The sequence below is a fragment of the Proteus genomosp. 6 genome (assembly GCF_040139785.1).
Lineage (GTDB): Bacteria > Pseudomonadota > Gammaproteobacteria > Enterobacterales > Enterobacteriaceae > Proteus.
On sequence record NZ_JBEEVJ010000003.1, the window covers coordinates 180,426 to 203,748 of the forward strand.

Sequence of the window (23,323 nt, forward strand, 5' to 3'; positions counted from 1 at the left end):
AAATTCAGCATTGAATAGATTACTTCAGCCAGCCTTTTTTCTGTGCCTCTAATAATTGAGGGTAGAGATATTGCCAAAATTCAGGCCACTGTTTTTCAATAAACAGATTACGTGCTAATACTTGCTCTAAGCGGATATTATTTTCGACCCAGCTTTGACCTTTATTATGTAAATTCATCAGCATCGGCATGGTGCGATCAAGAATATTAGCAAACTGAGATTCAGGTGTTTCAGCCGCATCATATTCCAGCCATAAATTGAGGAAATATTCACTTTGTGGGGAAGGCAATAAAGAGAAAATACGTTTTGCGGCTTTTTGCTCGTGCTCTTTAATCGCTTCGCGAGCGGCAACGTCATAAACCATCACATCGCCAGCATCTATTTCGACGATATCGTGAACAAGGGCTAATTGAATAGCTCGTCCCATATCAATGTCACCCGCGTAAGGCTGAAAACTCATTGCTGCAACGGCAAAGTGCCAACTATGTTCTGCGGTATTTTCGGAACGACTATTGTCTAATACATTATTTTTACGATAAACACGTTTTAGTTTATCTAACTCCATAATAAAGTTAATAGTATCAGAGAAGGGGCCAAATGCCCCTTTTGGTAATTGTGTCATAAAAGTCCGTATTGGTTATGATAAATAAGAATTACTCTTCTTCTAAAGAATAAGGCAGTGGTTTAATGGATAAACGACTGATGTTATCGTCTTGAACTCGAAATACACTATCTGGCTCCATATCGTTATTCATAACAACTTCAGCCAAAATAGTATTATCAGCCATACGTACAGCGCTTAATACCGTTCCTGTTTTACGCCATTTATCTTCGCCTAATTGCCATTCAACGCTACCACCAATCTCTGGCAATTCAGTACCACCACCTGATAACAAATACATAGCACGTTTATTTGCGCCTCTGAATTTCGCACGAGATACCATCTCTTGCCCAGTATAACAGCCTTTTTTAAAGCAGATACTCAGCGGTAATGCTTGCAGATTTGTTGCTTGAGGTAAGAATTGCTCAATATTTGGAGTATCAATAATAGGATATCCAGCCTCAATATCTAAGGCTAACCATTGCTCACTATTACTGGTTTCTGCTTTTAATGTTGTTGCAAGATTTTTTGCTGTTTCTTCGTCTGTTACGATTAAAAAGCGTTCAGTAGGTAAAGGTAATTGCAGAATATAAGTATTATCGTGATTAACCACTTCGTTTGCTTTACGAGGGATATTTGGAAAGTAATCTGCTAATGCAAGAGCAGCACCTTGCCCTGCTAATCCTAATAAAACGCTATCTGTATTTTCAGCTAAGGTTACTTTTGAAAATACAGCATATTTTTTTAATTCAGCAAGTTGTTTTTGTGCGACATTTTTACGCAAAATATAAGCAAAACCCTCTTGCTGGTGGAATAAGCGAAGTGTACTCCACATTTTACCTTTTGCTTCACAGTGTGCAGACAATGTATGTGTTGTTGTTGGAAGTGCTGCAATATCCGTTGTTAGTTGACCTTGTAGATATTTTTCACTGTCAGCACCTGTTGCTGTTATCAGTGACCATTCATCTAAAGAAACCAGTGTTAATGGCAAATTGATTGCTGCATGAGGGCGTTTAGCCTGAGTAGAATTTTGAGTCATGATGTCACCAGCTATTAAATTAATCAGATACATCAGTTATGGTAAAAGAGTGGCAAGACAATGCAAGTCATTATTATTTTTAACGCACAGAAAATGAACTTGATAAATAACAAATGAAAGCATGTTCAATAGGTTGTCTATGAGACTAAACCTGCAAACTGTGATCATTTTGATGTTAAAAATTTTGCGATAAGACTATTATCAATGCTAGGAAGAAATAGTGGTATTTCTTGATTTGAACAATGTAAAGAGCAGAGTATGACTATCGATATAGAGAATAAAGCACGAATTAACTGGGCATGTCGTCGTGGAATGCGTGAACTGGATATTTCTATCATGCCTTTTTTCGAGAATGAGTACGATACGCTATCTGATAACGATAAAGCACTTTTTGTTCGTTTACTAGAGTGTGCAGATCCTGATTTATTTAACTGGTTAATGAATCATGGGCGCCCTGATGATGATGCGCTCTATTATATGGTGAAATTAATCCAAGATCGCAATAAAGCTAGAATGGCGGAGATCGTTGATAAATATTAATAAAATAGATTATCAAATCAACGATAGGATTAAATAGTAATTAAGATTGATTAAAAATGACGCCTTTATTTTCTCATCAAATAAAGGCGTTTTCATTTTTTATGTGAAAATTTAATAATATTAAGGATACTCTAAAATTTACTGAAATAAAAAATGTAGTTGCGTTAAATTTGCGCACTACCTCTAAAAATGATCGCTTAAATCGTCTTTTTTTGATGTTTTTCGCTTTATACTTAATAAATCAGGTATGCTGACTTTATTAAAACAGCGATTAAGAAAGAATAGAAATTTCGTACTTATTATTAAGTTATATTTTTTTAATACATATTAAATCGAAAAAGTAACAATAAATAATTAAGCTAAAATATAAGATAAACTATTTGCAAGGTTAAGGAAGAAGTTACATTATAAATAGATTGGTCTTTATTATCTTTAACTTATTTATATTCGTATAGAATTATAGCAGGAGTTAATATAACTCGTGATTTTATGGAAATCGCACCTCACAGTATCATGGTTTACTCAACTCTTCTCAACAGTTGCTTATGTTGCCTTTGAGATCGGTTTACTGTTGTATCCATGGCCTCCTGATTTTATTTATGTTTGGGTTCCATTGTTACTTTTCTTGATAGGTGGTTGGTATTTCACACAAAAGAATATTAGTCGTATCAAAGGGGATTTTATTTTATTGAATGGCAACCGAATTCAATGGAAACTGCATGAATGGCAAATAACAAAACGCCCTTGGATCAGCCGTTTTGGTGCTCGAATAACGTTAACCTCTATTCTAAATAAAAAGCAAATCACGTTATGGGTTGCTTTTGATAGTATGACTGAAAATGAGTGGCGTAACTTTTCTCAGTTATTGATGCAATATCCAGATATTTAATATCTGGATATTAAATTTATAAATTTTCTTCTACTTCACGTAGAATTTGCATACACCATTGTGATAAACGTTCATCAGTTTCTTCAAATTGGTTTACGTCATCTAATGCAAGACCAACAAAATGTTTACCATCATCAGATAAAGGTTTTGGGCTGACAAATTCATACCCATCAACAGGCCAGAACCCAATAAACTTAACACCACTTGGTAATAAATGATGGTAGAGCATACCCAGCGCATCAAGAAACCATTCGCTGTAATCAACTTGATCACCCATCCCATACATTGCAATAAGCTTATTTTTTAAATTTAATGTCGGCAATGTATCCCAAATATTGAGCCAATCTTCTTGGATCTCACCAAAATCCCAAGTTGGAATACCTAAAATAAGGATGTCATATTGTTCCATAAGCGTGATATCACACTCTTGAACATTATGAAGATCAACGAACTCTTCACCGAGAATATCACGAATTTTTTCTGCTGCCATTTCGGTGTAACAAGTGCTGGAACCGTAAAATAGACCAATTTTCATAAAGGTTTTTAGGATATTTTTGCCAATAAAGGTCACTATTGTACCAGAAAAATTTTTTTATAAGGCATAATGTAAAGGCGATAAGCTAAAGAGAGGGAGAGTAAGACTGTGTCACAAACCAAATTATCGACAAAAAAGACAACTTATATCAATGAAGATACTGATATTATCATTGAACAATTTCTCGACAATATTTGGTTAGAGCAAGGCTTATCTGCAAATACGCTCAGCTCTTATCGCTTAGACTTACAAGCATTAGGGCAATGGCTTGCACATCACCAATTAGACTGGTTATCAGTCACTACTTTGGATTTGCAATCCTTTCTCGCAACGCGTTTAGATGAAGGCTATAAAGCCAGTAGTGCCGCGCGTCTACTCAGCACAATGCGTCGATTATTCCAGTATCTGTATCGTGAAAAATTACGTTTAGATGACCCAAGCTCATTACTGTCAACACCTAAGCTTCCTAAGCGTTTACCAAAAGATTTAAGTGAGCGACAAGTTGATGATTTACTCAATGCCCCTTGTATTGATGAGCCACTTGAATTGCGCGATAAAGCAATGCTTGAAGTCCTTTATGCATGTGGGCTTCGTGTTTCTGAATTAGTGGGATTATCCCTCTCTGATATCAGCTTACGACAAGGCGTACTACGTGTTATTGGTAAGGGCGATAAAGAACGATTAGTTCCTTTAGGTGAAGAAGCTATTTACTGGCTGGAGCAATATCTGCAATATGGAAGACCCACTTTAATGCAAGGAAAAACAGACGATATTGTTTTTCCTAGCTTAAGAGGGCAAAAAATGACACGCCAAACATTTTGGCATCGGATAAAACATTATGCAGTGATAGCAGGGATCGATACGGAAAAACTATCACCTCATGTGTTGCGTCATGCATTTGCGACACATCTCTTAAATCATGGAGCAGACTTGCGTGTTGTACAGATGTTATTGGGGCACAGTGACCTCTCTACAACACAGATTTATACCCATGTTGCAACAGAACGCTTGAAAGCGCTTCATCAGCAACATCATCCAAGGGGATAGCCGCTAAAGAGCAGGCGTTAAATAGGAATTCAAATGAAAAAGAAATTATTCTGGTTGCCAATATTATTAAGCATGGTGTCAATGCCTGTGCTTGCTGACAATGCCTCAATTGAAGCGCAACTGGCTAAAATGCAAATTAAAGCAGAAAGTATCCAACCTACACCGATTGTTGGGTTAAATGCGGTGTTATCAGACAAAGGTATTTTTTATATTACGGATGATGGTAAGTATCTAACAGCGGGCCCTATTTATAATATCAGTAATGGTGAGCCAGTCAGTATTGCCAATCAAATTATTATGAAAAAAGTAGATTCACTTAAAAATGAAATGATTGTCTATAAAGCACAAAATGAACGCCATGTGATCACTATTTTTACTGATATTAGTTGCCCCTATTGCCAAAAACTTCATCAAGAAGTACCCGAATTGAATAAACAAGGAGTGACAGTACGCTATTTAGCGTTTCCTCGTAATGGCATTAGCAACAATATTGTGAGCAAAGAAATGAATGCTGTGTGGTGTAGTGGCTTCCCTAATAAATCATTAGACAGTGCATTTAAAGGTGACAAAATTATTGCGATTGATGATTGCAAAAAAATCAATATCAATGAACATTTTAAATTAGGCACTATGATGGGGATCCAAGGCACACCTGCTATTGTATTACCTAATGCTAGTATTTATGGTGGATATATTTCTGCACAAAACCTTGTTGAATTATTAGATAAAAAAGAGAAGTAATTACGTTTTATGGTCACTATTGAACCGACATTGCGTCGTCGAATTGCACAGGCAACTCAATTACCAGATAACTTAGATCCCTTATTACGACAAATTTATGCTAATCGTGGAATAACCTCTGAAGTTCAACTAGAACGATCGTTAAAAGGCTTACTTCATTATCAAGCATTAACAGGAATAGAAACGGCAATTTCATTACTGATTGATGCATTACAGCAACAATCTCGTATTGTTATTGTTGGCGATTTTGATGCTGATGGTGCAACAAGTACCGCACTTGCGATTAAAGCATTACGCCAAATGGGATTTAAGCAGGTTAGCTATCATATTCCTAATCGCTTTGATGATGGTTATGGTTTAAGCCCTCAAGTTGTTCATGACGTTGCTAAAAAAGGGGTTGATCTCATTATCACTGTGGATAATGGAATTTCCTCTTTTGAAGGTGTAGATGCGGCTCATGAATATGGTATTCGTGTCCTCGTTACCGATCACCATCTACCGGGACAAACCTTACCTGCCGCTGATGCGATTATTAATCCTAATCTGACAGATTGTTCTTTTTTATCTAAATCATTAGCAGGTGTTGGCGTTACTTTTTATTTAATGACGGCATTAAGAGCTGAATTAGAAAAACAAGGCTGGTTCGAGCAACAAAACTTAACTCGCCCAAATATGGCGGATTTTCTCGATTTAGTTGCACTAGGCACAGTGGCAGACGTTGTTCCTCTTGATGAAAATAACCGTATTTTTGTTTATGAAGGATTACGCCGAATTAGAGCTGGACGTTGTTGTGTGGGTATTAAAGCGTTAACAGAAGTGTCTCGTAAAGAACTATCTCAATTGGTTAGTAGTGACTTAGGTTTTTCTTTAGGGCCTCGCTTAAATGCAGCAGGGCGTCTAGATGATATGTCGGTGGGGGTTGCTTTACTCTTAACTGACAATATTGGTACTGCTCGTGAAATTGCCAATGAACTTGATGGATTAAATCAAACTCGGCGTGAAATTGAAGCGGGAATGCAAGAAGAAGCCTCAACCATTTTTCGCCAGTTTATGGGCACTCAACATGATTTACCTAATGGTTTAGCGATATATCATCCCGAATGGCATCAAGGCGTTGTGGGTATTTTAGCCTCTCGTATTAAAGAGAAATTGCATCGTCCTGTTATTGCGTTCGCACCTAGTGGTGATGGTCTGTTAAAAGGCTCTGGTCGTTCAATTAGTGGCGTACATTTGCGAGATGCCTTAGAGCGGTTAAATACATTAAATCCGGGGTTGATGGTGAAATTTGGTGGGCATGCAATGGCAGCAGGGCTTTCACTTGAAGAAGATAAATTCCCTTTATTTCAGCGTCATTTTTCGTCTTTAATGGCAGAGTTGGTTTCTGACGAGCAATTGCAAGGCGTTATTTTATCTGATGGTGAGCTAACAGAAAACCAGCTATCACTACCAATTGCGGAAATGCTAAGAGAAGCAGGTCCGTGGGGACAAGCTTTTCCAGAGCCTTTATTTGACGGTAAATTCACGTTATTACAGCAACGTATTGTGGGTAGTAAGCATTTAAAAATGATGCTTCAGCCCGTAAATAGCCATCTTATGATTGATGCTATTGCCTTTAATGTTGATATTAATATGTGGCCTGATAACAGCATTAAAATGGTTGAGCTAGCGTATCGATTAGATGTGAATGAATTTAGAGGGCAACGTAATGCTCAATTGCTTGTTGAGCATATTTGGCCTTGTTAATGCGAATAAATTAAACAATTTACCGTGATATAGAGAGTCACGTTGTTATGGTAACAACTATCTGATAGACAGTTGTATATAAATGCTATAAACCCGCTGATATATCCGTTACAATATGCGGTTCAAAATTTATTCCAATTGTTTTTGAAAACAACATAAAGACGAAAAAATATGTTTGAAATCAACCCCGTAAAACACCAAATTGAAGAAGTCTCTGAAAGAACGAATGTTCTCAGGGGGTATCTTTGACTATGATGCCAAGAAAGAGCGTTTAGAAGAAGTTAACGCTGAATTAGAACAACCTGATGTATGGAACGAGCCAGAAAGGGCACAAGCATTAGGCAAAGAGCGTTCATCTCTTGAGGCTATCGTAGAAACAATCGATCAGTTAGAGCAAGGACTAGAAGATGTTTCTGGTTTACTTGAATTAGCGGTTGAAGCTGATGACGAAGAAACATTTAACGAAGCTATTGCAGAGTTAGATGGTTTAAATAAAAAGCTTGAGCAATTAGAATTCCGTCGCATGTTCTCTGGTGAATATGACAGTGCGGATTGCTACCTTGATTTACAAGCGGGCTCTGGTGGTACAGAAGCGCAAGATTGGGCAAGTATGCTGATGCGCATGTACTTACGTTGGGCTGAATCAAGAGGCTTTAAAACAGAAATTATTGAAGAATCTGACGGTGATGTTGCAGGATTAAAATCAGCGACTATCAAAATTATTGGTGAGTACGCTTATGGTTGGTTACGTACAGAAACAGGTGTTCATCGCCTAGTTCGTAAAAGCCCATTTGACTCAGGCGGCCGTCGCCATACCTCATTTAGTTCTGCCTTTATTTACCCTGAAGTTGATGACAATATTGATATTGAAATCAATCCAGCTGATTTACGTATTGACGTTTATCGCGCTTCGGGTGCGGGTGGACAGCACGTTAACAAAACAGAATCTGCGGTTCGTATTACCCACGTTCCAACAGGTCTTGTTACTCAATGCCAAAACGATCGCTCTCAGCATAAGAACAAAGATCAGGCAATGAAGCAGATGAAAGCGAAGTTATACGAGCTGGAAATGCAGAAGAAAAATGCAGATAAGCAAGTAATGGAAGATAACAAGTCCGATATTGGCTGGGGTAGTCAAATTCGTTCTTATGTTCTTGATGATTCACGTATTAAAGATTTACGTACTGGTGTGGAAACGCGTAATACACAAGCAGTATTAGACGGTGATCTTGATAAATTTATTGAAGCTAGCTTAAAAGCGGGCCTGTGAGGAAAAACATGTCGCAACAGCAACAAGGTGCGGAGCAGGCACCTGATTTAAATAACGAACTGCAAACACGCCGCGAAAAATTATCCGCTTTACGGGATAATGGTAACGCATTCCCAAATGATTTCCGCAGAGATGCGCTGTCTGACGAATTACATCAAAAGTATGATGCAATGAGTGCAGAAGAGTTAGAAGCAGCAAATGTGGAAGTTTCTATTGCAGGTCGTATGATGACTCGCCGTATTATGGGCAAGGCATCTTTCGCTACATTGCAAGACATGGGTGGTCGTATTCAGCTTTATGTTTCTCGTGATGATTTACCAGAAGGTATCTATAACGAGCAATTTAAAAAATGGGATCTCGGCGATATCTTAGGTGCTCGCGGTCGTGTTTTCAAAACGAAAACGGGTGAATTAAGTGTTCACTGTACAGAAGTGCGTTTATTAACGAAAGCACTACGCCCATTACCAGATAAATTCCACGGTTTAGCTGACCAAGAAATGCGTTATCGTCAGCGTTATTTAGATCTGATTTCTAATGAAGAATCGCGTAAAACTTTCCAAATTCGTTCACAAGTCATGGCGGGTATCCGTCAATTTATGGTGAACAAAGGCTTTATGGAAGTTGAAACGCCAATGATGCAAACCATTCCTGGTGGAGCAAGTGCGCGTCCGTTCATTACCCATCATAATGCGTTAGATATCGATATGTATCTACGTATTGCACCTGAATTATATTTAAAACGTTTAGTTGTGGGTGGTTTTGATCGTGTATTCGAAATCAACCGTAACTTCCGTAACGAAGGTGTATCACCACGTCATAACCCAGAGTTCACCATGATGGAACTCTATATGGCGTATGCAGATTACCGCGACTTGATTGAATTAACTGAAGAATTATTCCGTACATTAACTGAAAATGTACTTGGTTCTTCATTAGTGAAATATGGTGATCAAGAGTTTGACTTTGGTAAACCTTTTGCCAAATTAACCATGAAAGAAGCTATCTGCAAATATCGCCCAGAAACCGTAATGGCTGATCTTGATGATATGGATAAAGCGGTTGCTATTGCTCAATCTATTGGTATTAAGATTGAGAAAAGCTGGGGCTTAGGCCGTGTTCAGTGTGAAATTTTTGAAGAAGTTGCAGAAAGCCACTTAATTCAACCAACATTCATTATTGAATACCCAGCAGAAGTTTCTCCACTGGCTCGTCGTAACGATGATAATCCATTTATTACTGACCGCTTCGAATTCTTTATTGGTGGTCGTGAAATTGGTAATGGTTTCTCAGAACTCAATGATGCACAAGACCAAGCAGAGCGTTTTGAAGATCAAGTTCGCCAAAAAGAAGCGGGTGATGCAGAAGCAATGTTCTTCGACCATGACTATATCACGGCATTAGAACACGGCTTACCGCCAACTGCAGGTTTAGGTATTGGTATTGACCGTATGGTGATGTTATTTACTAACAGTCATACTATTCGTGATGTTATTTTATTCCCAGCAATGCGCCCTAATAAATAATTGTTATTTTAAATAACTGTTATTTTAAATAAATGGTTAATTAACGAATAGCATTAACGAATATCAATATAGTTATAAAGCCACCGAAAGGTGGCTTTATTGTTTTTTAAAACAAATGGTTATCTTTTTTTTGATGATTAAATAATCATTTAAATAAAAAGGGGATTGTCGTTCAATCAAGGAGGCGTATAATCAAAAAAATCTAATGCGGGCGTAGTTCAATGGTAGAACGAGAGCTTCCCAAGCTCTATACGAGGGTTCGATTCCCTTCGCCCGCTCCAATTTTTCATCGTGAATTTTCTTGGCTCCATAAATTTGATTGCGTAATCTGTATACAACATTAAGTTGATATTTTACATATCTAATATACTAATCTTAACGCAGGAGGTTAAAATGGCTATTACAAGTAGTACGTTCGGTCGCACCATCCTGACGGGAAAAGATGCAGAACAAATGCTTAAGCAAATAAAGAATTCTAAGCCTAATGCTAATGCTAAACGTTCTTTAGAAAATGCACGTCAGAATCGCCAAAAAACAGTAAAAAATGCATAGTTTAAATTTAGGGTAGGTTGTTGAACTAAAATGGAATTATTATAACCTAACCTAATCATCCTTCCTTTAAATCAATATCATAAACATAAAAATTTTAGTGGTGGTTCAAAAGAATATCAACCGCTAAAATCTTTCATTCAAAAAGATGCCTTATTATTCCAAGATGGTTGTATCGCTCAAACATATATTGTAGCTGATGACAATATGCGAGAAGACAAAAATAAGCCTATCGACACTTTTCCTTTTAAAATACTAGGCTACATTACATTAACTTGTAGTCAGGTTAACCTTAAAGAATATGATTTAGGTGATTGTGTTCGTGCTAGTTCATATGAATTTTTACCAGCTGTTAAAATCGCACGTTTAGCTGTTGATTCTAATAATCGGACTTCAGGAATTGGTTCAATGCTTTTTGAATATGCATTGTTAATGTCACTGGATGATATTCGTCCTATGGTTGGATGTAGGTTTTTGATAACAGATGCTAAAAAAAGTGCTATGGAATTTTATTCTAAAAAGGGAATGGAATTGCTTGATACTGAAGAAAATAAGAGTGCAGATCACCCAATTATGTTTATTGATTTGTTTACGTTGATTGAAAGTTAATTGCGTCATTCTATCCTTGCTCTACTTTTAGCTAATTTAAGAATATTCCAAACCTTATTTTCCCCTTCAATTATCCTTTTATCTCTTTAATACTTCTTATTTGTTTTTCAAGTCACTAATTTTATAGTTTGTTGATTTTAAATGAATTTGTTATTCTCATGTCAAATTATAAAAAATGATAGATAAGTAACATTTTTGCTTCCTCCATCTAACTCTTTTTATGTATAGAAAATAAAAAACCAATTTATAAAAAACTTTAGTAAAAAATTAAAATAAATTGAAAAAGTGTCGATAAAAGTACATTACGCCCTATTGGGCTTACTTTATCTTGTTAGTTGAGAAATTCGATGCGGAAACTTCGTAACATTACTATTCGTCTGATGATGTTAGTCATACTGGGGACTTTATGTGTGCTATTTGGCGGTGTCAGTCTTTATAGCGCATGGGCGCTAGAGCAAATATCCAAAGGTAATCAATCTGATAATCAAATAATAAAACAAATGGCTGCACTCAGTCAGGGAAATGATCAGTATTTTCGATTCACTTCTCGATTAAATCGTCTCGTTGAGGAAAAAGCAGAAGGCAAAGACGTCGATTTTACACAAGTACAATTGGCGATGGAAAATATGGAAAAACAGATCACGTATATGAAATCTGTTTCTCCAGGGCCGATGGATGAAAAAGTATCAAAAGAACTAATGGACGTATGGCAAGCACTTTTTGAACAAGGCGTAAAAAAGCAGATGGAATTAGCGCTCAATGGCACTATCGAGCAATATGTACATCATGCAAAAAATGTAACACCTGCGTTGAGTCGCGAATTAGGTAATGTGAGTGAAAACTTTAATAATGCCGCAAATATAAAAATTGATAGTACGATTGAAGAAGTGGATAACCTTATTGAGGTGACACAAATTGTTATTATTATTAGTGTCATTTTAGGGGGAATTATTCTGCTCCTCACTGATCGTTATTTAGTCGCTATGTTACAAAAACCACTCGAAAATATTCGCCAACATTTTGTGAAAATTACAGAAGGTGATCTGAGTCAGTCACTAGAACCTTTTGGTAATAACTGTGCTGGGCGATTAATACCGTTATTAAATGATATGCAAAATAGTTTGCATGAAGCGGTAAGTACGATCCGAATGGGAAGTGATAGTATTTATCGTGGCGCATCTGAAATAGCCAAAGGGAATAACGATTTAGCTTCTCGTACAGAAGAGCAAGCAACAGCATTAGAGCAAACAGCAGCAAGTATGGAAGAGATAACAGCTGCCGTTAACCAGAATATGGAACACGCTTATCAAGCGAGAGAGTTGGCTGAAGTTGCATCAGTGACTGTTGAAAAAGGCAATGAATTAGCTGAATCTGTTGTGACAACAATGGACGGGATATCTAATAGTTCAAGTAAGATTGCAGATATCATCAATGTCATTAACAACATTGCGTTTCAAACAAATATACTCGCCTTAAATGCGTCAGTGGAAGCGGCAAGAGCAGGGGCTCATGGTCGAGGATTTATGGTTGTCGCTAATGAAGTGCGTAATTTAGCAGGAGATAGTGCCAAAGCAGCTAAAGAGATTGAAGTCCTTATTGCTGATTCCACTGCGCGTGTAAAAAAAGGTGCAAAATTAGTGAGTGATATGGAAAACACGATGGAAGACATTTTGATGGGAGTTAAGCAGGTAACGTCAATAATGAAAGAAATCACTATTGCATCTGAAGAGCAAAGTAAAGGTATTGGTCAAGTGAGTGTAGCTATTACTCAAATGGATGGTGTAACACAACAGAATGCTTCTTTAGTTGAACAAGTTTCAGCGGCAGCTATTTCATTAGAAAGACAAACCGAAGAATTACAGTTATCGGTACAAAAATTCAATCTTGCTCATCGTTGATATAGAGAATATTCATAAAGTGTGTCTAAGGTGGTAAGTTTTTACTCTTTAGACGCATAAACATAATAAATCTAAAGTTTAAATTCTTATTATTCGTGCTTTTATTTAAAATTAGAAATAAGTTTAACTTAATCATTGATCGAGTATTGAAACAGTAATGGTTTATAATTTTTTTCATAAGGAACAGAAAATCATTATTCAAATTAAGTGAGCCATAAATAATAATATTATTTCGTTTATACTCAATCAATTAAAAAGTACTTTTTATTTCAACTTTCATAATCAATCAGTGATTATGTTAAAGTTTAAATCGATTTGATTTTTAAAGATATAGATATAAATCCTCTCTAATATAAATAATAATAGAGAGGGCGATGAAGAATGTAGCTTTAATGTTTAGAGTATTTTTTTTATATACTGTTCGGTCTTGCTTATAATATTTTGGTATTGAGGATGATCGATATAAGCATCATTGATGGTCTTATTTATATCGTGGATCACTATTTCTTTTTGTTTATCTGTCAAAGTCAATAACAAGGCTTTTAGAACTACTTTTACTGCTGCAATTTCATACTCTATATTGACAACTTTTTTTTCCATAAGATCCTCAAAAGAACGACAATTTATTGCTGTGTGATAAATTATTTTTATATTAATTAATTGTTTATTTAAATCCAAGAAAAAATTAAATTGATAAAAGAATATACAACTTTATCGCATTTTTCGTTAGAACAGTAACTGTGAGGATATTTGAGATGTAGGAAATAGACACTCAGTAAATTTAACTTAGCGTTGTGTGAATGAAAGAAAAATCACAGTATATCCTATACAAAATAATCAATAGGATACTATTAGTACCCTATAAGAATTAGGGGATAAATTTAATAGCAATAGAAAATATCGTTTTCATTAGGTTTGAATAAGCTTTTTCACATATTGCTCAGTTAAGTTAATAACTTCATTAAGCTGAGGGTATTTGTTAGATGTATCCTCAAGCACTATAGATATATTGCCCAACATATCTCTTCGTTGTTTATCATTTAGCGTGGAAAGTAAAGATTTGATAACAATTTTTAGAGCAGCGATTTCACATTCAATTTCTTTTAAATTTTTATCCATGACTTACCTGCCAGTATTTAATGGATGAATAATATAGATAATTTTTTTGTTTATCACAATTATAGAAGCATATTATTTAGATATGTATCGCACATTATGGCTAACGTTCTTACCTAATATAAATTATTAAAAATAATTATCAAATTTTAAGTTTTATATGTGGTAGTAGATTGAAGTCTATTGATATTTTCTGACTTTAGAACGAATAAGATAAATGATTAAATTTGATCTCAAGCCCGATTCTATTTAAATCACTTTATTTTTGGTTATATAACAAACAGTTTTTAATTGTAATAATAAAGTATATCTCTTAAAGATAATCTATTTTTGTCTTTTGTTATTAAATGTTGAAGTGAGCAAGATTATTATCACTTTTTATCTATAAAATGTTAAAACTTTTATTTGTCAGTAGAGATATTATAACCAAATAAATTAAATTAACTTTGATGTTCAAAAAAAGAGCTTATGTTTTTCACATAAAGCTCTTTTTAGTCTATTTGATTATTGATTATTTTGCTTCACAAAAGCCACGTAGGCATCAACCCAGTTTTGCATAAAAGTTGCTGTTTTCTCTGAAAACTGCCCATTCTCAACCATTCCGTCATACCATTTTAGATAACATTCAGGTTGATTTAGCGTCGGCATATTTAAGAAGGCTAACGAATTACGTAAATGCTGTTGAGCTATTGCCGTACTAATATTACCAATTGAAACACCAATAATACCGGCTGGAATTTCATTCCAAGCATTCGTTCCATAAGGGCGAGAAGCTTGGTCAATCGCATTTTTAAGTACACCAGGTATTGAGCGGTTATATTCTGGTGTGACAAAGATGATGCCTTGGCACGCTTTTATTTGTTGTTTGAAATCGATAACAGAAGAAGGGGTATGACTGTCATCATCTTGGTTATAGAGAGGAAGAGCACTAATATCGATAAACTGACAGGTAAATTCTTGAGGAAATAACTTAATTAAAGCATGTGCTGTTTGTCTATTAAACGAATCTTTTCTTAAACTACCGACAACGATACCAATTTTAAAATGACTCATCTTAGTTCTCCTATTTGGAAGGATAAAATGAATATCAATACCGATATTAGATATTCATTTTTTGATTTTATCTCGGTATTAAAAAACAGCAACAAAATATAAGGGTATTTTTTACACGTAAATTACGTAAATAAATGATAAAATTAGTATTATTATTTTTATTATTATCTGGTATTATTCCATCAATATAAAAAACGATCAGTTTATATGACAACATTTTTACTAAATAAATCCGATATTCAATATTTGATGTATTTAGTGTGATGTAAGTAGTGTTTTAAGAAAAAATAAATGAAATGATAGGAACACTCATTGCAACCAAGGGTGTTAGCCTATTTATTTAGTATGCAGTAGGTAATAGAAAATTATAATAAAATGGCTTAAAATGCGACAACTCATATGCTCTTATTTAAGTCTGATCGGAATTAAGGAAAAATGATGTCCTTATTACAAAATAAAAAGAATGTCCTCGCTGTATTTATGGCAACCAGCGTCCTCGCCCTATCTGGGTGTGCGTGGACTGATCACACTCGTCCAATTGAAACGCCAGCGCCAACACAAACCACACAGCCTGTAGCAACTACTCAACCAGTGGCTGTTGCACAACCGCTTTCTATGGCACCTGCAGCAGAGCCTGCTGATAGTGGCGTAGATGCAAGAAAATTGGGGCTAGCACCACAAAGTGCTTGCATCAAACAACTTGATTCTTTGAAAACTTTTTCTCCATCTGACTATCAATCCATGATGAGTTCATTTAAAGAAATTAGCGAAATCAATGCGATGTACCGTAGTGTTCAAGGTACAGCAAGTAAAGATAGCTTAGATTTATTGAAAATGAGTATTGAATCAAAAACAGAAGTTTTATGTGCAAAAGTTCGCTATTTGTCGATTATGTCAGTTAATTCGACATTAAAAAAATTAGGTGAATAATTACTATGAAATTAAAGCAGAGTGTTTGTCTCGCTTTTATGCTGTTTCCAACACTATCGTTTGCCAATAATGAGTTTAATTCTGTTATTGAAGATTTTGACCGTTATTTTGAAACGCAAGAGCCAATTAAAATTGAGCCTAAAACATCTGCTACAATTTCATCGTCAACGAGAGCTGGTCAGGCTAATCGTGGAGTAAACCGCACCACAACAGCGACTCAACAAACAAAACCAGAGCAACGAGTTAAACCTTCTACGCCAGCTAAAATAGATAATCAGGCAGTCGAACCTGTTAAGACTCCTGATATCACGCTGGCAGAAAATTGCCCTGTGTTACCCGCCAGTTATTCAAAATTAAAGAGTGATTACACTCGTTATTTAACGCCGTTGCTTTCATTTGTTCCGATTAAACCACAATTTACACCAGAGGATCTTAATCGTTATAGCTACCGAAATAATGCAACGGTTTATAACCCGTTAGCTCTTTATTCAAAAGAGAGTTATACAAGGCCTCAACGTAATGACAACTTCTTGTTAGATATTATTCCAGGAACATTTTATTCTGTTACGGCCATCCCTTTTCACTTTGCATATCAGTTCAATCGCTCTGTACTCGATCATAAACAACCTCTTTTTAATAAAGAGCTATTAAATCGTTTAGCTGATACGAGAAATAAATACCAAACGTTGTATCAAAAATACACTGAACAGGTAGCTATAACAAAAGAGCATTTGGAAAAACTTCAAAATGCCAATAACCAAATTAAACAACTCGAATTGACGCTGGCTGAAACAGAAGAAAAATTAGCTACGGCGAATAACTTACTTACTGATGACACGTTAAAACAAGCTGTTTCCAAGCTACAAAGTGATTTGGAAACAATAAAAAAAGAGCGTGACTTATTAGTTAAGCAATTAGCCGAAAAAGAGAACGTATTACAGGCTACAACAGTAAAAAATACAGAATTAGCAAAACAGCAACAAGATTTTGAAAAACAAGCAGGGATACTTAAAAGCTTAGAGGCGAAATATACTCAGCTTGAGCAAGACAAAGAGCAATTAGAATCTCAGTATCAACAGGCTCAGGCTCTGTTAAAAGATGATAGCGCCAAAAAAGAGATTGATAAATTACAAAGTTCACTTGAAAGCATAAAATTAGAGCAAGAGAAGTTAATTAGCCAATTAAATGAAAAGCAGACACTACTCGCTAAAATTGAACAAGAAAAAGAAGCTATACAAGCTCAGTATGTCGAATCTCAGCAATTGCTAAATAGTAACAATAAGCAAAAAGAACAAGAATTAGCTAATTTAGAAGCAGCAAAAAATAAAGAGATAGCAACATTAGAAAATTCGTTATCAACAATAACGAATGAGCAAGATAAATTAACGAAACAACTCACAGATGTACAAAATCAATTAGCAACAATAAAGAAAGAGAAAGAAGATGTGCAGACTCAATTTGCACAGGCTCAACTTTTGCTAAAAGATGACTCTGCGAAAAAAGAGATAGATAAATTACAAAGCACATTATTGAAGATCACGTCAGAACGTGAAGATTTATCTAAAGAACTTGCATTAAAAGTGGCAGAAGCAGAAAAGCAACAAGATGCTAATAGCAAACTTGTTGAGGAACAACGTAAAGAAATAGCACAATTACAAACACAGGTTGAAAAAAATAATCAGGAACAAACTCAACTTAATAAAACGCTTTTAGCTGTCCAGCAACAAAAAGAGCAGGCAGATGAAAAACTAAAAGCAATTCCAGAATTAAAATTACAGTTAGATAATAAAATAACTGAATTAGCTGATCTGAAAAAGAGCTTATCTGCGGGTGAAAAAGCCGTTGATAGTTTAATTACTGATAAAAATAATCTGATAGCTAAGTTAGAGAAAGCGCAAAGTGAGCTATCGAATAAATATCAAACATTAGATACACAATTTAAAGAGAATAATATCGCATTAGCTCAAGTCACCACGAGCAAAATAGAAAGTGAGAAAACGTTAGCATTGCTAGAAAAACAACTCTCTGAAAAGCAAAATACGACAGATAAATTGAGCGCTCAATTAGCTGAAGCGAAAGTACAATTAGAAAAACAAAATACAGAAAGTACACAGCAAATTAGTACATTAAAGCAACAGCAAACAGAATCTATTGCTAAATTAAATGAGCAAATTAAAGCAAAAGATGCTGAATTAGCGAAAGTTAATACAGATACTAGTAATATTTTAAAAGAAAATAAAACGCTAAAAGAGCAGCTTGAGAAAATGGCGGGCGAAGGGCAAATGATTGCAGGACAACTTGCTTATGCTTATTCGATTATTGGAAAAGATAATGCCCAGCGTAATAAATCCATTTTATCTGAGATCCAAAAACAGAATTACGTACAATATGACGACAATACCTATTTTAAAATTTTAAAACAGGGTAAACCCGTTACATCAATTGCGGGCAAAACAGTTGTATTTACTATGCATGAAGAGCTAACAGATGGCACTGTGACGCTTAATTATGATAAAGCTAAGCCTCTTATTTTACCTTATCGCCAATTACCACTACCATTGAATACCTTTATTGCCAAAGCAGGTATCAATGGTAAAGCTAAAATTTATATAAAACCAGGTGGTGGTTATGGGAAAAATGGTGTTCCAGGGCAAGTGCCTCCAGAGTCCATGTCTATTGTTACAATTGAGATCTTAGATATTAAATAGAATAATTAAAAGTTAACATCAGCTCTTCTCTTTTTATTTAGAGAAGAGCTGAAATTTTATTATTGCCATAAAAATTCATCGTTCTTTAAGCAAAGATCTCTTTCTAATAACCAAATTTTTAAATTTTGACAATTTTCAGGATTTTTTGGAATACTGTTTAAAATCTTCCATAGCGGTTTTATCAATTCTGAACGTGGTGTTACACCTTGGATGTAATCTAGTGTGTTATTTATTTCAAAATTAAATACTGGTTCATTTTTCCAATTCTCTAAAAGTAACTTAATATCTTTTTGTAGTAGATCATTAATCACAATGAGTCGGACTTTATCTGAATTTAGTTTGATATTAATGTCATCTAAAGATAAAAAAGAATCACTTGTATTTGATAGCTGTTTTCTTTCGAATGACTTAATATTTTCACACTGCTTAATTTGAGACTCTAGCTCTCTTTTAGTTTTATAAAGTGTGAATAGTTGAGGGGCAAGATGCTGAACCCACCAAATAAATAGAGGCTTTATAACAGCTTGAATTAAGCGCATATGTTCATTGATATTGACAGTAGCTCTCAATGATTTATCCCAATCCATTGGGGTTAACGTAGAATTTGCTTGTTGCGTATGAAATGAACTTGCTAAGCCAACAACATCACGAATTTCTTCTTTAGTGATATCAACAAAACAGTATTTTTTTCGTAAAAACCAAGTGGATTGCAATAAATTGTCTAAGCTTTCACGACATAATACTCGAGATAATATTTTTATCTGATGTGCATTAACATCACATTCAGTGTCGCCGTTTTTATTAGACTGCAAAGAAAACTGTAGATCAAACAAATCATCTACAGTTTTTTTATCACTGGTTGCCATCATTTTTTTTAGTAAAGCTAAATAGTCATAATAATGGGCTTGTGGGGTATGTTTATTTTCTTTGATCACGATATAGAACTCACTCATAAGAATAAATTTCAAGTATTCTAACTATGAATGACTTTTAGATATTATGATATTCGGTCGGATTTTTTATAATTTTAATCTGATGTTTCTCGCTTTACTTGGTGTCATATTAAAACGACGATGGTAACTTTGCGTAAAGTAAGATTGGCTTGAAAAGCCTGACTCCATTGAAATATCAACAATACTCATTTCAGTAGTCAGCAATAGTTGATGTGCGTAAATAATTCTTCTTTCGCAGATCCATGTTCTTGGTGATGTGCCATAGACGTGGTTAAAAAGCTCTTTAAATGTTGTTAACCCCATACCAAATTCACGGGCAAATTGTTTTAGCTTCCAACTTTTTAAATGGTTTTTTTCCATAAATATTTTCAAGCGATCAACTTGGCGATGACTGAGTTGACGCAATAATGCCATTAAATCTGAACCTTGTTCCGTTGACAGTAAAAGAATTAAAAGCTCTTCAATTCGTAACCGTGTGAACGCTTCAGGGCAGGATTGGGCGGTGAGATATTCAAAACCATTGCTACAAAAGTGAATAAGAGGAGAGTTTTGAAAACAAATAAAGGCACTAGAAAATTCTTCATCCCTTTCTATATTACACAAAATATCGTTGTATTTTGACATGAAATCTCTTAAGAAATCATCTGAAAGGGGTATCGCAATAATCTCTACAGGATCGGCGCCTTGTGTTTTTAATGTGTAATTGCCCTGTTGTAAAAAAAGAACTTGATCTTGGTTTGCTGTGATTGTATCCGTACAGTTTTGCAAAATAAGTGCATTTTTCCGAATAAGGAAGAGAGCTTTTTGTTCATTTTCTAGTATTTGATATTGTGGATAGAAAAAAGATTTTTTTTGAATCGCACAATTGTTTTGATTATTTTTGTCACATTGCATTGTATTCATAATTCGCCCAAAAATTATTATATGAGTATCACTGTATTTTTATAATGATAAATATAAGTACATTTATAAAAACACTTCTTTATTATTGAGTGCTATTAAAAATAAAAAGGAGACTATTTTCTTTAATTTGATGATGTTTTTTTTTAGATATTAGACACTGCATTTTGTTTTGCTAATTTAAGATAAGTCATTTTGTTAATTTAATGGGGTTTGGTATAAATTGCAAAAGAAAATTAAATAAGAAAAAATTTTTATTTGAGACCATAAAGAATGGTAAGTGCATTTGTGTAATCAATAATTTACACTTATTTTTTCAAGTGTTAAAGTTTATATATAACATGGAGTTATTCTTACTTAGTTTTCTTTACAGTGTAAATAAATAATAGATGCATTTAAAAGATAGGTATAATCATTGTTTTTTTATTGTGGTTGTTTTGTTGTTTTATTGTTGTGTTTTATTTGAAAAGATAAAGTTCATAAAATGAAAGTTAAAACTAAAAAAGAAAACTAGTTTTCCCTGTTATATTAACATAAGTTATAAAAATAGATAAATAAAGATTGATTTTAACAAAAAATAAACACAAATCTCACATTTAAATCTAATTTTTTCTTGGTGATTTTTCATTTTCATTTTTACTGTGACTGATGTCTCATATTTTTATTTTTGAAAAATTAGATTGTTCTGCGGTTTTAAAATAAATATTTTTGAACAATATTTTTATAAAAAAGAATATAAGTATAAAATGTTAATTTTTAATGCGAAATATTTGTCTAGATAAGTGTTTGCTACTCATAATTTATTTACATTAAAGTTTGGTGATTAAAATAGATAATCTTTGTGTTTAATTAAATATTTTTTAGCCTAAGGAACAAATCAAAAAACTAAAAGGTAATAATAGGCTTATTGCTGGCATTATGCTTGCCATCTGTTTATTAGAATGGTGAATGCATAAGTGTATTTATTGTCAGGGAGGTAAGGATATAGCTAATTATGGAGAATAAGCGAACACTGCGAAATATTATATTCAGCGGGATATGGATAATTTGGACTCTTGCCTTAATTGCTTTTTGGCGTTATCAGATGGCAGGCGAATTTTTGATTATTCTAATCCTAATTTTTAGCATTATTATTTATTATATGACGTTGAGGTTAAAAAAAGCCGCTATGTTTAGTCGTAAAACTGAAACACCAAAAGCAGCAGAGCCTGTTGCACCAGTAATAACAGAAGAGAAAAAACCGATGCCAGAGCAAAAACTATACACGATTATTGCAAAAGGAACGGTATTCCAAGGCGATATTAATGTTGAAGGCGATATCCAAATTTGGGGGAAAGTAGCTGGTAATATTAATGTCAAAGATGGCGTTATTCGTGTTATGCATGCGGGGCAAGTTGAAGGCGAATTAACAGCACCAGATATTATTATTGACGGTTTTGTAAAAGGAATTTGTGCTGCTAATAACCTAGATATCTTAGAGCATGGTGAATTACGTGGTACGAGCCGTTGTGGCAGTATGTCTATTAAGCGTGGCGGTATATTTACTGGGCAATCAGAGCAAGTTGAACATCAAGCAAAATCAGTTGCTCAACAACGCGTTGTTTCAATAAAAGAAAGCGCTAATGCAAATAAAGATAAAGTTGCTGCTCCAGTAGAAAACCAACTAAAAGAAAACAAAAAATAAAGTACCATTTTTCTTTTCATTGTTCGTTGTTTATCCTATTTTATCGCTATTGTCTTAATTTTATATAAACAGAGAATAACGATGAATTTAGATACTCCCAGACTACACCTAAGAGAATGGCGTGAGAGTGATAAAGCGCCATTTTTTTCTGAAATCAACTCTTCACCTGAAGTGATGCGCTATTTTCCTTGCACTTTATCTCAATTAGAAAGTGATAATATGGTTGAGGTTATCCGTGAAAAATTTGTTCAACAAAATGGATGGGGAATGTGGGCAGTTGAATTAAAAGAGACTCAAGAGTTTATTGGTTTTGTTGGATTAAATATTCCAGCCGCGCCTTTGCCATTTAATCCCTGCATAGAGATTGGTTGGCGTATTGCGAAAAAGTTTTGGCGAAAAGGTTATACTTATGAAGCGGCTTTAGCTGTATTTAAATTTGCTTTTGAGACTTTGGAGTTAGAGGAAGTTGTTGCTTTTACCGCAGTTTCAAACCTTCCATCTCAAGGTGTAATGCAAAAACTAGGTATGCATCAGTCTGATAATTTCTTTCATCCAGCATTAGATAAAACCCATCCTCTCGCTGAGCATGTTTTATACCGCTTGAAGAAATCCAACTTTACTTTTCAGTCGAACGAATAGTGCGTTTTTTTTCAGGAAGTGGAGGAACAGGTTTTTTATCGTCAATAAGATGGCGTATTGCTAAGATTGGATGATAAATTAACATTCGTGGACCAGCCCAACGCATGATTTGTTTCATCGTTTCTCGTTTTGCTGGTTGGTAACAATGGATAGGGCATTGTTTACAAGCGGGTTTATCTTCACCATAACGACATTTATCTAATCGGTTATAGGAATAATTGATTAATTGTTGATAATAATCTGAGTCAGCTTCAGGATGTGAATGAGCATAAAGGTGAACCATTTTTTGAATGGTTTTTTTTTCACGATTTATTCTTTTTCCTGACATACCTTTCTCTCTTAGTTGTATGTTGTAT

Annotated in this window: 23 protein-coding genes and 1 tRNA gene; 15 read left to right on the forward strand and 9 right to left on the reverse strand. The window is 34.6% G+C overall.

Going from position 1 to position 23,323, the window contains the following annotated elements; genetic code table 11:
* Positions 1-19: 19 nt before the first annotated feature.
* Positions 20-622: an HD domain-containing protein gene (locus ABN212_RS05155; protein ID WP_198620801.1), complete on the reverse strand. Its 603-nt coding sequence runs from the start codon at positions 620-622 to the stop codon at positions 20-22.
* A 31-nt stretch (positions 623-653) separates the two neighbouring features.
* Positions 654-1,640, reverse strand: coding sequence for a tRNA-modifying protein YgfZ (ygfZ, locus tag ABN212_RS05160; RefSeq protein WP_198620800.1), 987 nt, complete (start codon positions 1,638-1,640; stop codon positions 654-656).
* 264 nt (positions 1,641-1,904) lie between these two features.
* Between ygfZ and sdhE the strand changes: the two genes are divergently transcribed.
* Positions 1,905-2,180 carry an FAD assembly factor SdhE gene (gene sdhE / locus ABN212_RS05165; protein WP_036913402.1) on the forward strand — a complete coding sequence of 92 codons (276 nt, stop codon included), beginning with the start codon at positions 1,905-1,907 and terminating at the stop codon, positions 2,178-2,180.
* Between the two features lie 481 nt (positions 2,181-2,661).
* Positions 2,662-3,069 (forward strand): protein YgfX, encoded by a 408-nt coding sequence (locus ABN212_RS05170; RefSeq protein WP_198620799.1) that lies wholly within the window; start codon positions 2,662-2,664, stop codon positions 3,067-3,069.
* A 16-nt stretch (positions 3,070-3,085) separates the two neighbouring features.
* Here ABN212_RS05170 and fldB read toward each other — a convergent pair whose 3' ends face one another.
* The gene (gene fldB, locus ABN212_RS05175; RefSeq protein ID WP_088495999.1) at positions 3,086-3,604 is read right to left on the reverse strand and encodes a flavodoxin FldB; all 519 of its coding nucleotides are present in this window, start codon (positions 3,602-3,604) and stop codon (positions 3,086-3,088) included.
* A 108-nt stretch (positions 3,605-3,712) separates the two neighbouring features.
* On the opposite strand from fldB, the gene xerD reads away from it, so the two are divergent.
* The 9 genes from xerD to ABN212_RS05220 all read left to right on the forward strand — a co-directional run bounded on the left by xerD (position 3,713) and on the right by ABN212_RS05220 (position 12,984).
* The gene (gene xerD / locus ABN212_RS05180; protein WP_198632510.1) at positions 3,713-4,651 is read left to right on the forward strand and encodes a site-specific tyrosine recombinase XerD; all 939 of its coding nucleotides are present in this window, start codon (positions 3,713-3,715) and stop codon (positions 4,649-4,651) included.
* 33 nt (positions 4,652-4,684) lie between these two features.
* A complete protein-coding gene (dsbC, locus tag ABN212_RS05185; protein ID WP_196533415.1) occupies positions 4,685-5,392 on the forward strand; it encodes a bifunctional protein-disulfide isomerase/oxidoreductase DsbC in 708 nt (235 codons plus the stop codon).
* A 9-nt stretch (positions 5,393-5,401) separates the two neighbouring features.
* Positions 5,402-7,135 (forward strand): single-stranded-DNA-specific exonuclease RecJ, encoded by a 1,734-nt coding sequence (gene recJ, locus ABN212_RS05190; RefSeq protein ID WP_198620797.1) that lies wholly within the window; start codon positions 5,402-5,404, stop codon positions 7,133-7,135.
* Positions 7,136-7,306: 171 nt separating this feature from the next.
* Positions 7,307-8,405 (forward strand): peptide chain release factor 2 gene (gene prfB, locus ABN212_RS05195; RefSeq protein ID WP_109371064.1). Its coding sequence is split into 2 segments (ribosomal slippage): positions 7,307-7,381 and positions 7,383-8,405, totalling 1,098 coding nucleotides; the frame shifts between segments, so codons are not numbered across the junction.
* Positions 8,406-8,413: 8 nt separating this feature from the next.
* Complete coding sequence (gene lysS / locus ABN212_RS05200; protein ID WP_198620795.1) at positions 8,414-9,928, forward strand: lysine--tRNA ligase; 1,515 nt, start codon at positions 8,414-8,416, stop codon at positions 9,926-9,928.
* Between the two features lie 207 nt (positions 9,929-10,135).
* Positions 10,136-10,209: transfer RNA gene (locus ABN212_RS05205), tRNA-Gly, on the forward strand.
* A 112-nt stretch (positions 10,210-10,321) separates the two neighbouring features.
* Entirely contained in the window at positions 10,322-10,480 is a 159-nt protein-coding gene (locus ABN212_RS05210; RefSeq protein ID WP_196554920.1) for a hypothetical protein, read from the forward strand.
* Between the two features lie 204 nt (positions 10,481-10,684).
* Complete coding sequence (locus ABN212_RS05215) at positions 10,685-11,086, forward strand: GNAT family N-acetyltransferase (protein ID WP_232797517.1); 402 nt, start codon at positions 10,685-10,687, stop codon at positions 11,084-11,086.
* A 347-nt stretch (positions 11,087-11,433) separates the two neighbouring features.
* Entirely contained in the window at positions 11,434-12,984 is a 1,551-nt protein-coding gene (locus tag ABN212_RS05220) for a methyl-accepting chemotaxis protein (RefSeq protein WP_198620793.1), read from the forward strand.
* A gap of 396 nt (positions 12,985-13,380) precedes the next feature.
* Here the strand turns inward: ABN212_RS05220 and ABN212_RS05225 are convergent, their stop codons facing one another.
* From ABN212_RS05225 to ABN212_RS05235, 3 genes are all read right to left on the reverse strand, one after another.
* Positions 13,381-13,584, reverse strand: a complete 204-nt coding sequence (locus ABN212_RS05225) for a hypothetical protein (protein ID WP_198620792.1) — start codon at positions 13,582-13,584, stop codon at positions 13,381-13,383.
* 309 nt (positions 13,585-13,893) lie between these two features.
* A complete protein-coding gene (locus ABN212_RS05230) occupies positions 13,894-14,103 on the reverse strand; it encodes a sigma-S stabilization anti-adapter protein IraP (protein WP_109371058.1) in 210 nt (69 codons plus the stop codon).
* A gap of 501 nt (positions 14,104-14,604) precedes the next feature.
* Positions 14,605-15,153, reverse strand: coding sequence for an NADPH-dependent FMN reductase (locus ABN212_RS05235; RefSeq protein ID WP_198620791.1), 549 nt, complete (start codon positions 15,151-15,153; stop codon positions 14,605-14,607).
* 438 nt (positions 15,154-15,591) lie between these two features.
* Between ABN212_RS05235 and ABN212_RS05240 the strand changes: the two genes are divergently transcribed.
* Both ABN212_RS05240 and ABN212_RS05245 read left to right on the forward strand, forming a co-directional pair.
* Entirely contained in the window at positions 15,592-16,083 is a 492-nt protein-coding gene (locus tag ABN212_RS05240; RefSeq protein ID WP_232797516.1) for a hypothetical protein, read from the forward strand.
* A gap of 5 nt (positions 16,084-16,088) precedes the next feature.
* The gene (locus ABN212_RS05245) at positions 16,089-18,791 is read left to right on the forward strand and encodes a sugar transporter (protein ID WP_311747485.1); all 2,703 of its coding nucleotides are present in this window, start codon (positions 16,089-16,091) and stop codon (positions 18,789-18,791) included.
* Positions 18,792-18,850: 59 nt separating this feature from the next.
* Here ABN212_RS05245 and ABN212_RS05250 read toward each other — a convergent pair whose 3' ends face one another.
* Complete coding sequence (locus ABN212_RS05250; RefSeq protein WP_311747484.1) at positions 18,851-19,726, reverse strand: T3SS regulon anti-activator ExsD domain-containing protein; 876 nt, start codon at positions 19,724-19,726, stop codon at positions 18,851-18,853.
* A gap of 84 nt (positions 19,727-19,810) precedes the next feature.
* On the reverse strand, positions 19,811-20,647 hold the full coding sequence (locus tag ABN212_RS05255) for a helix-turn-helix transcriptional regulator (RefSeq protein WP_198620787.1): 837 nt from the start codon (positions 20,645-20,647) through the stop codon (positions 19,811-19,813).
* A gap of 1,165 nt (positions 20,648-21,812) precedes the next feature.
* On the opposite strand from ABN212_RS05255, the gene ABN212_RS05260 reads away from it, so the two are divergent.
* Entirely contained in the window at positions 21,813-22,328 is a 516-nt protein-coding gene (locus tag ABN212_RS05260) for a bactofilin family protein (RefSeq protein ID WP_232805401.1), read from the forward strand.
* Between the two features lie 81 nt (positions 22,329-22,409).
* Positions 22,410-22,967, forward strand: a complete 558-nt coding sequence (locus ABN212_RS05265) for a GNAT family N-acetyltransferase (protein WP_349442971.1) — start codon at positions 22,410-22,412, stop codon at positions 22,965-22,967.
* On the opposite strand, the gene ABN212_RS05270 is transcribed toward ABN212_RS05265, so the two are convergent.
* Positions 22,945-23,295, reverse strand: a complete 351-nt coding sequence (locus ABN212_RS05270; RefSeq protein WP_098942243.1) for a nitrous oxide-stimulated promoter family protein — start codon at positions 23,293-23,295, stop codon at positions 22,945-22,947. The genes ABN212_RS05265 and ABN212_RS05270 overlap by 23 nt on opposite strands.
* Positions 23,296-23,323 lie beyond the last annotated feature (28 nt).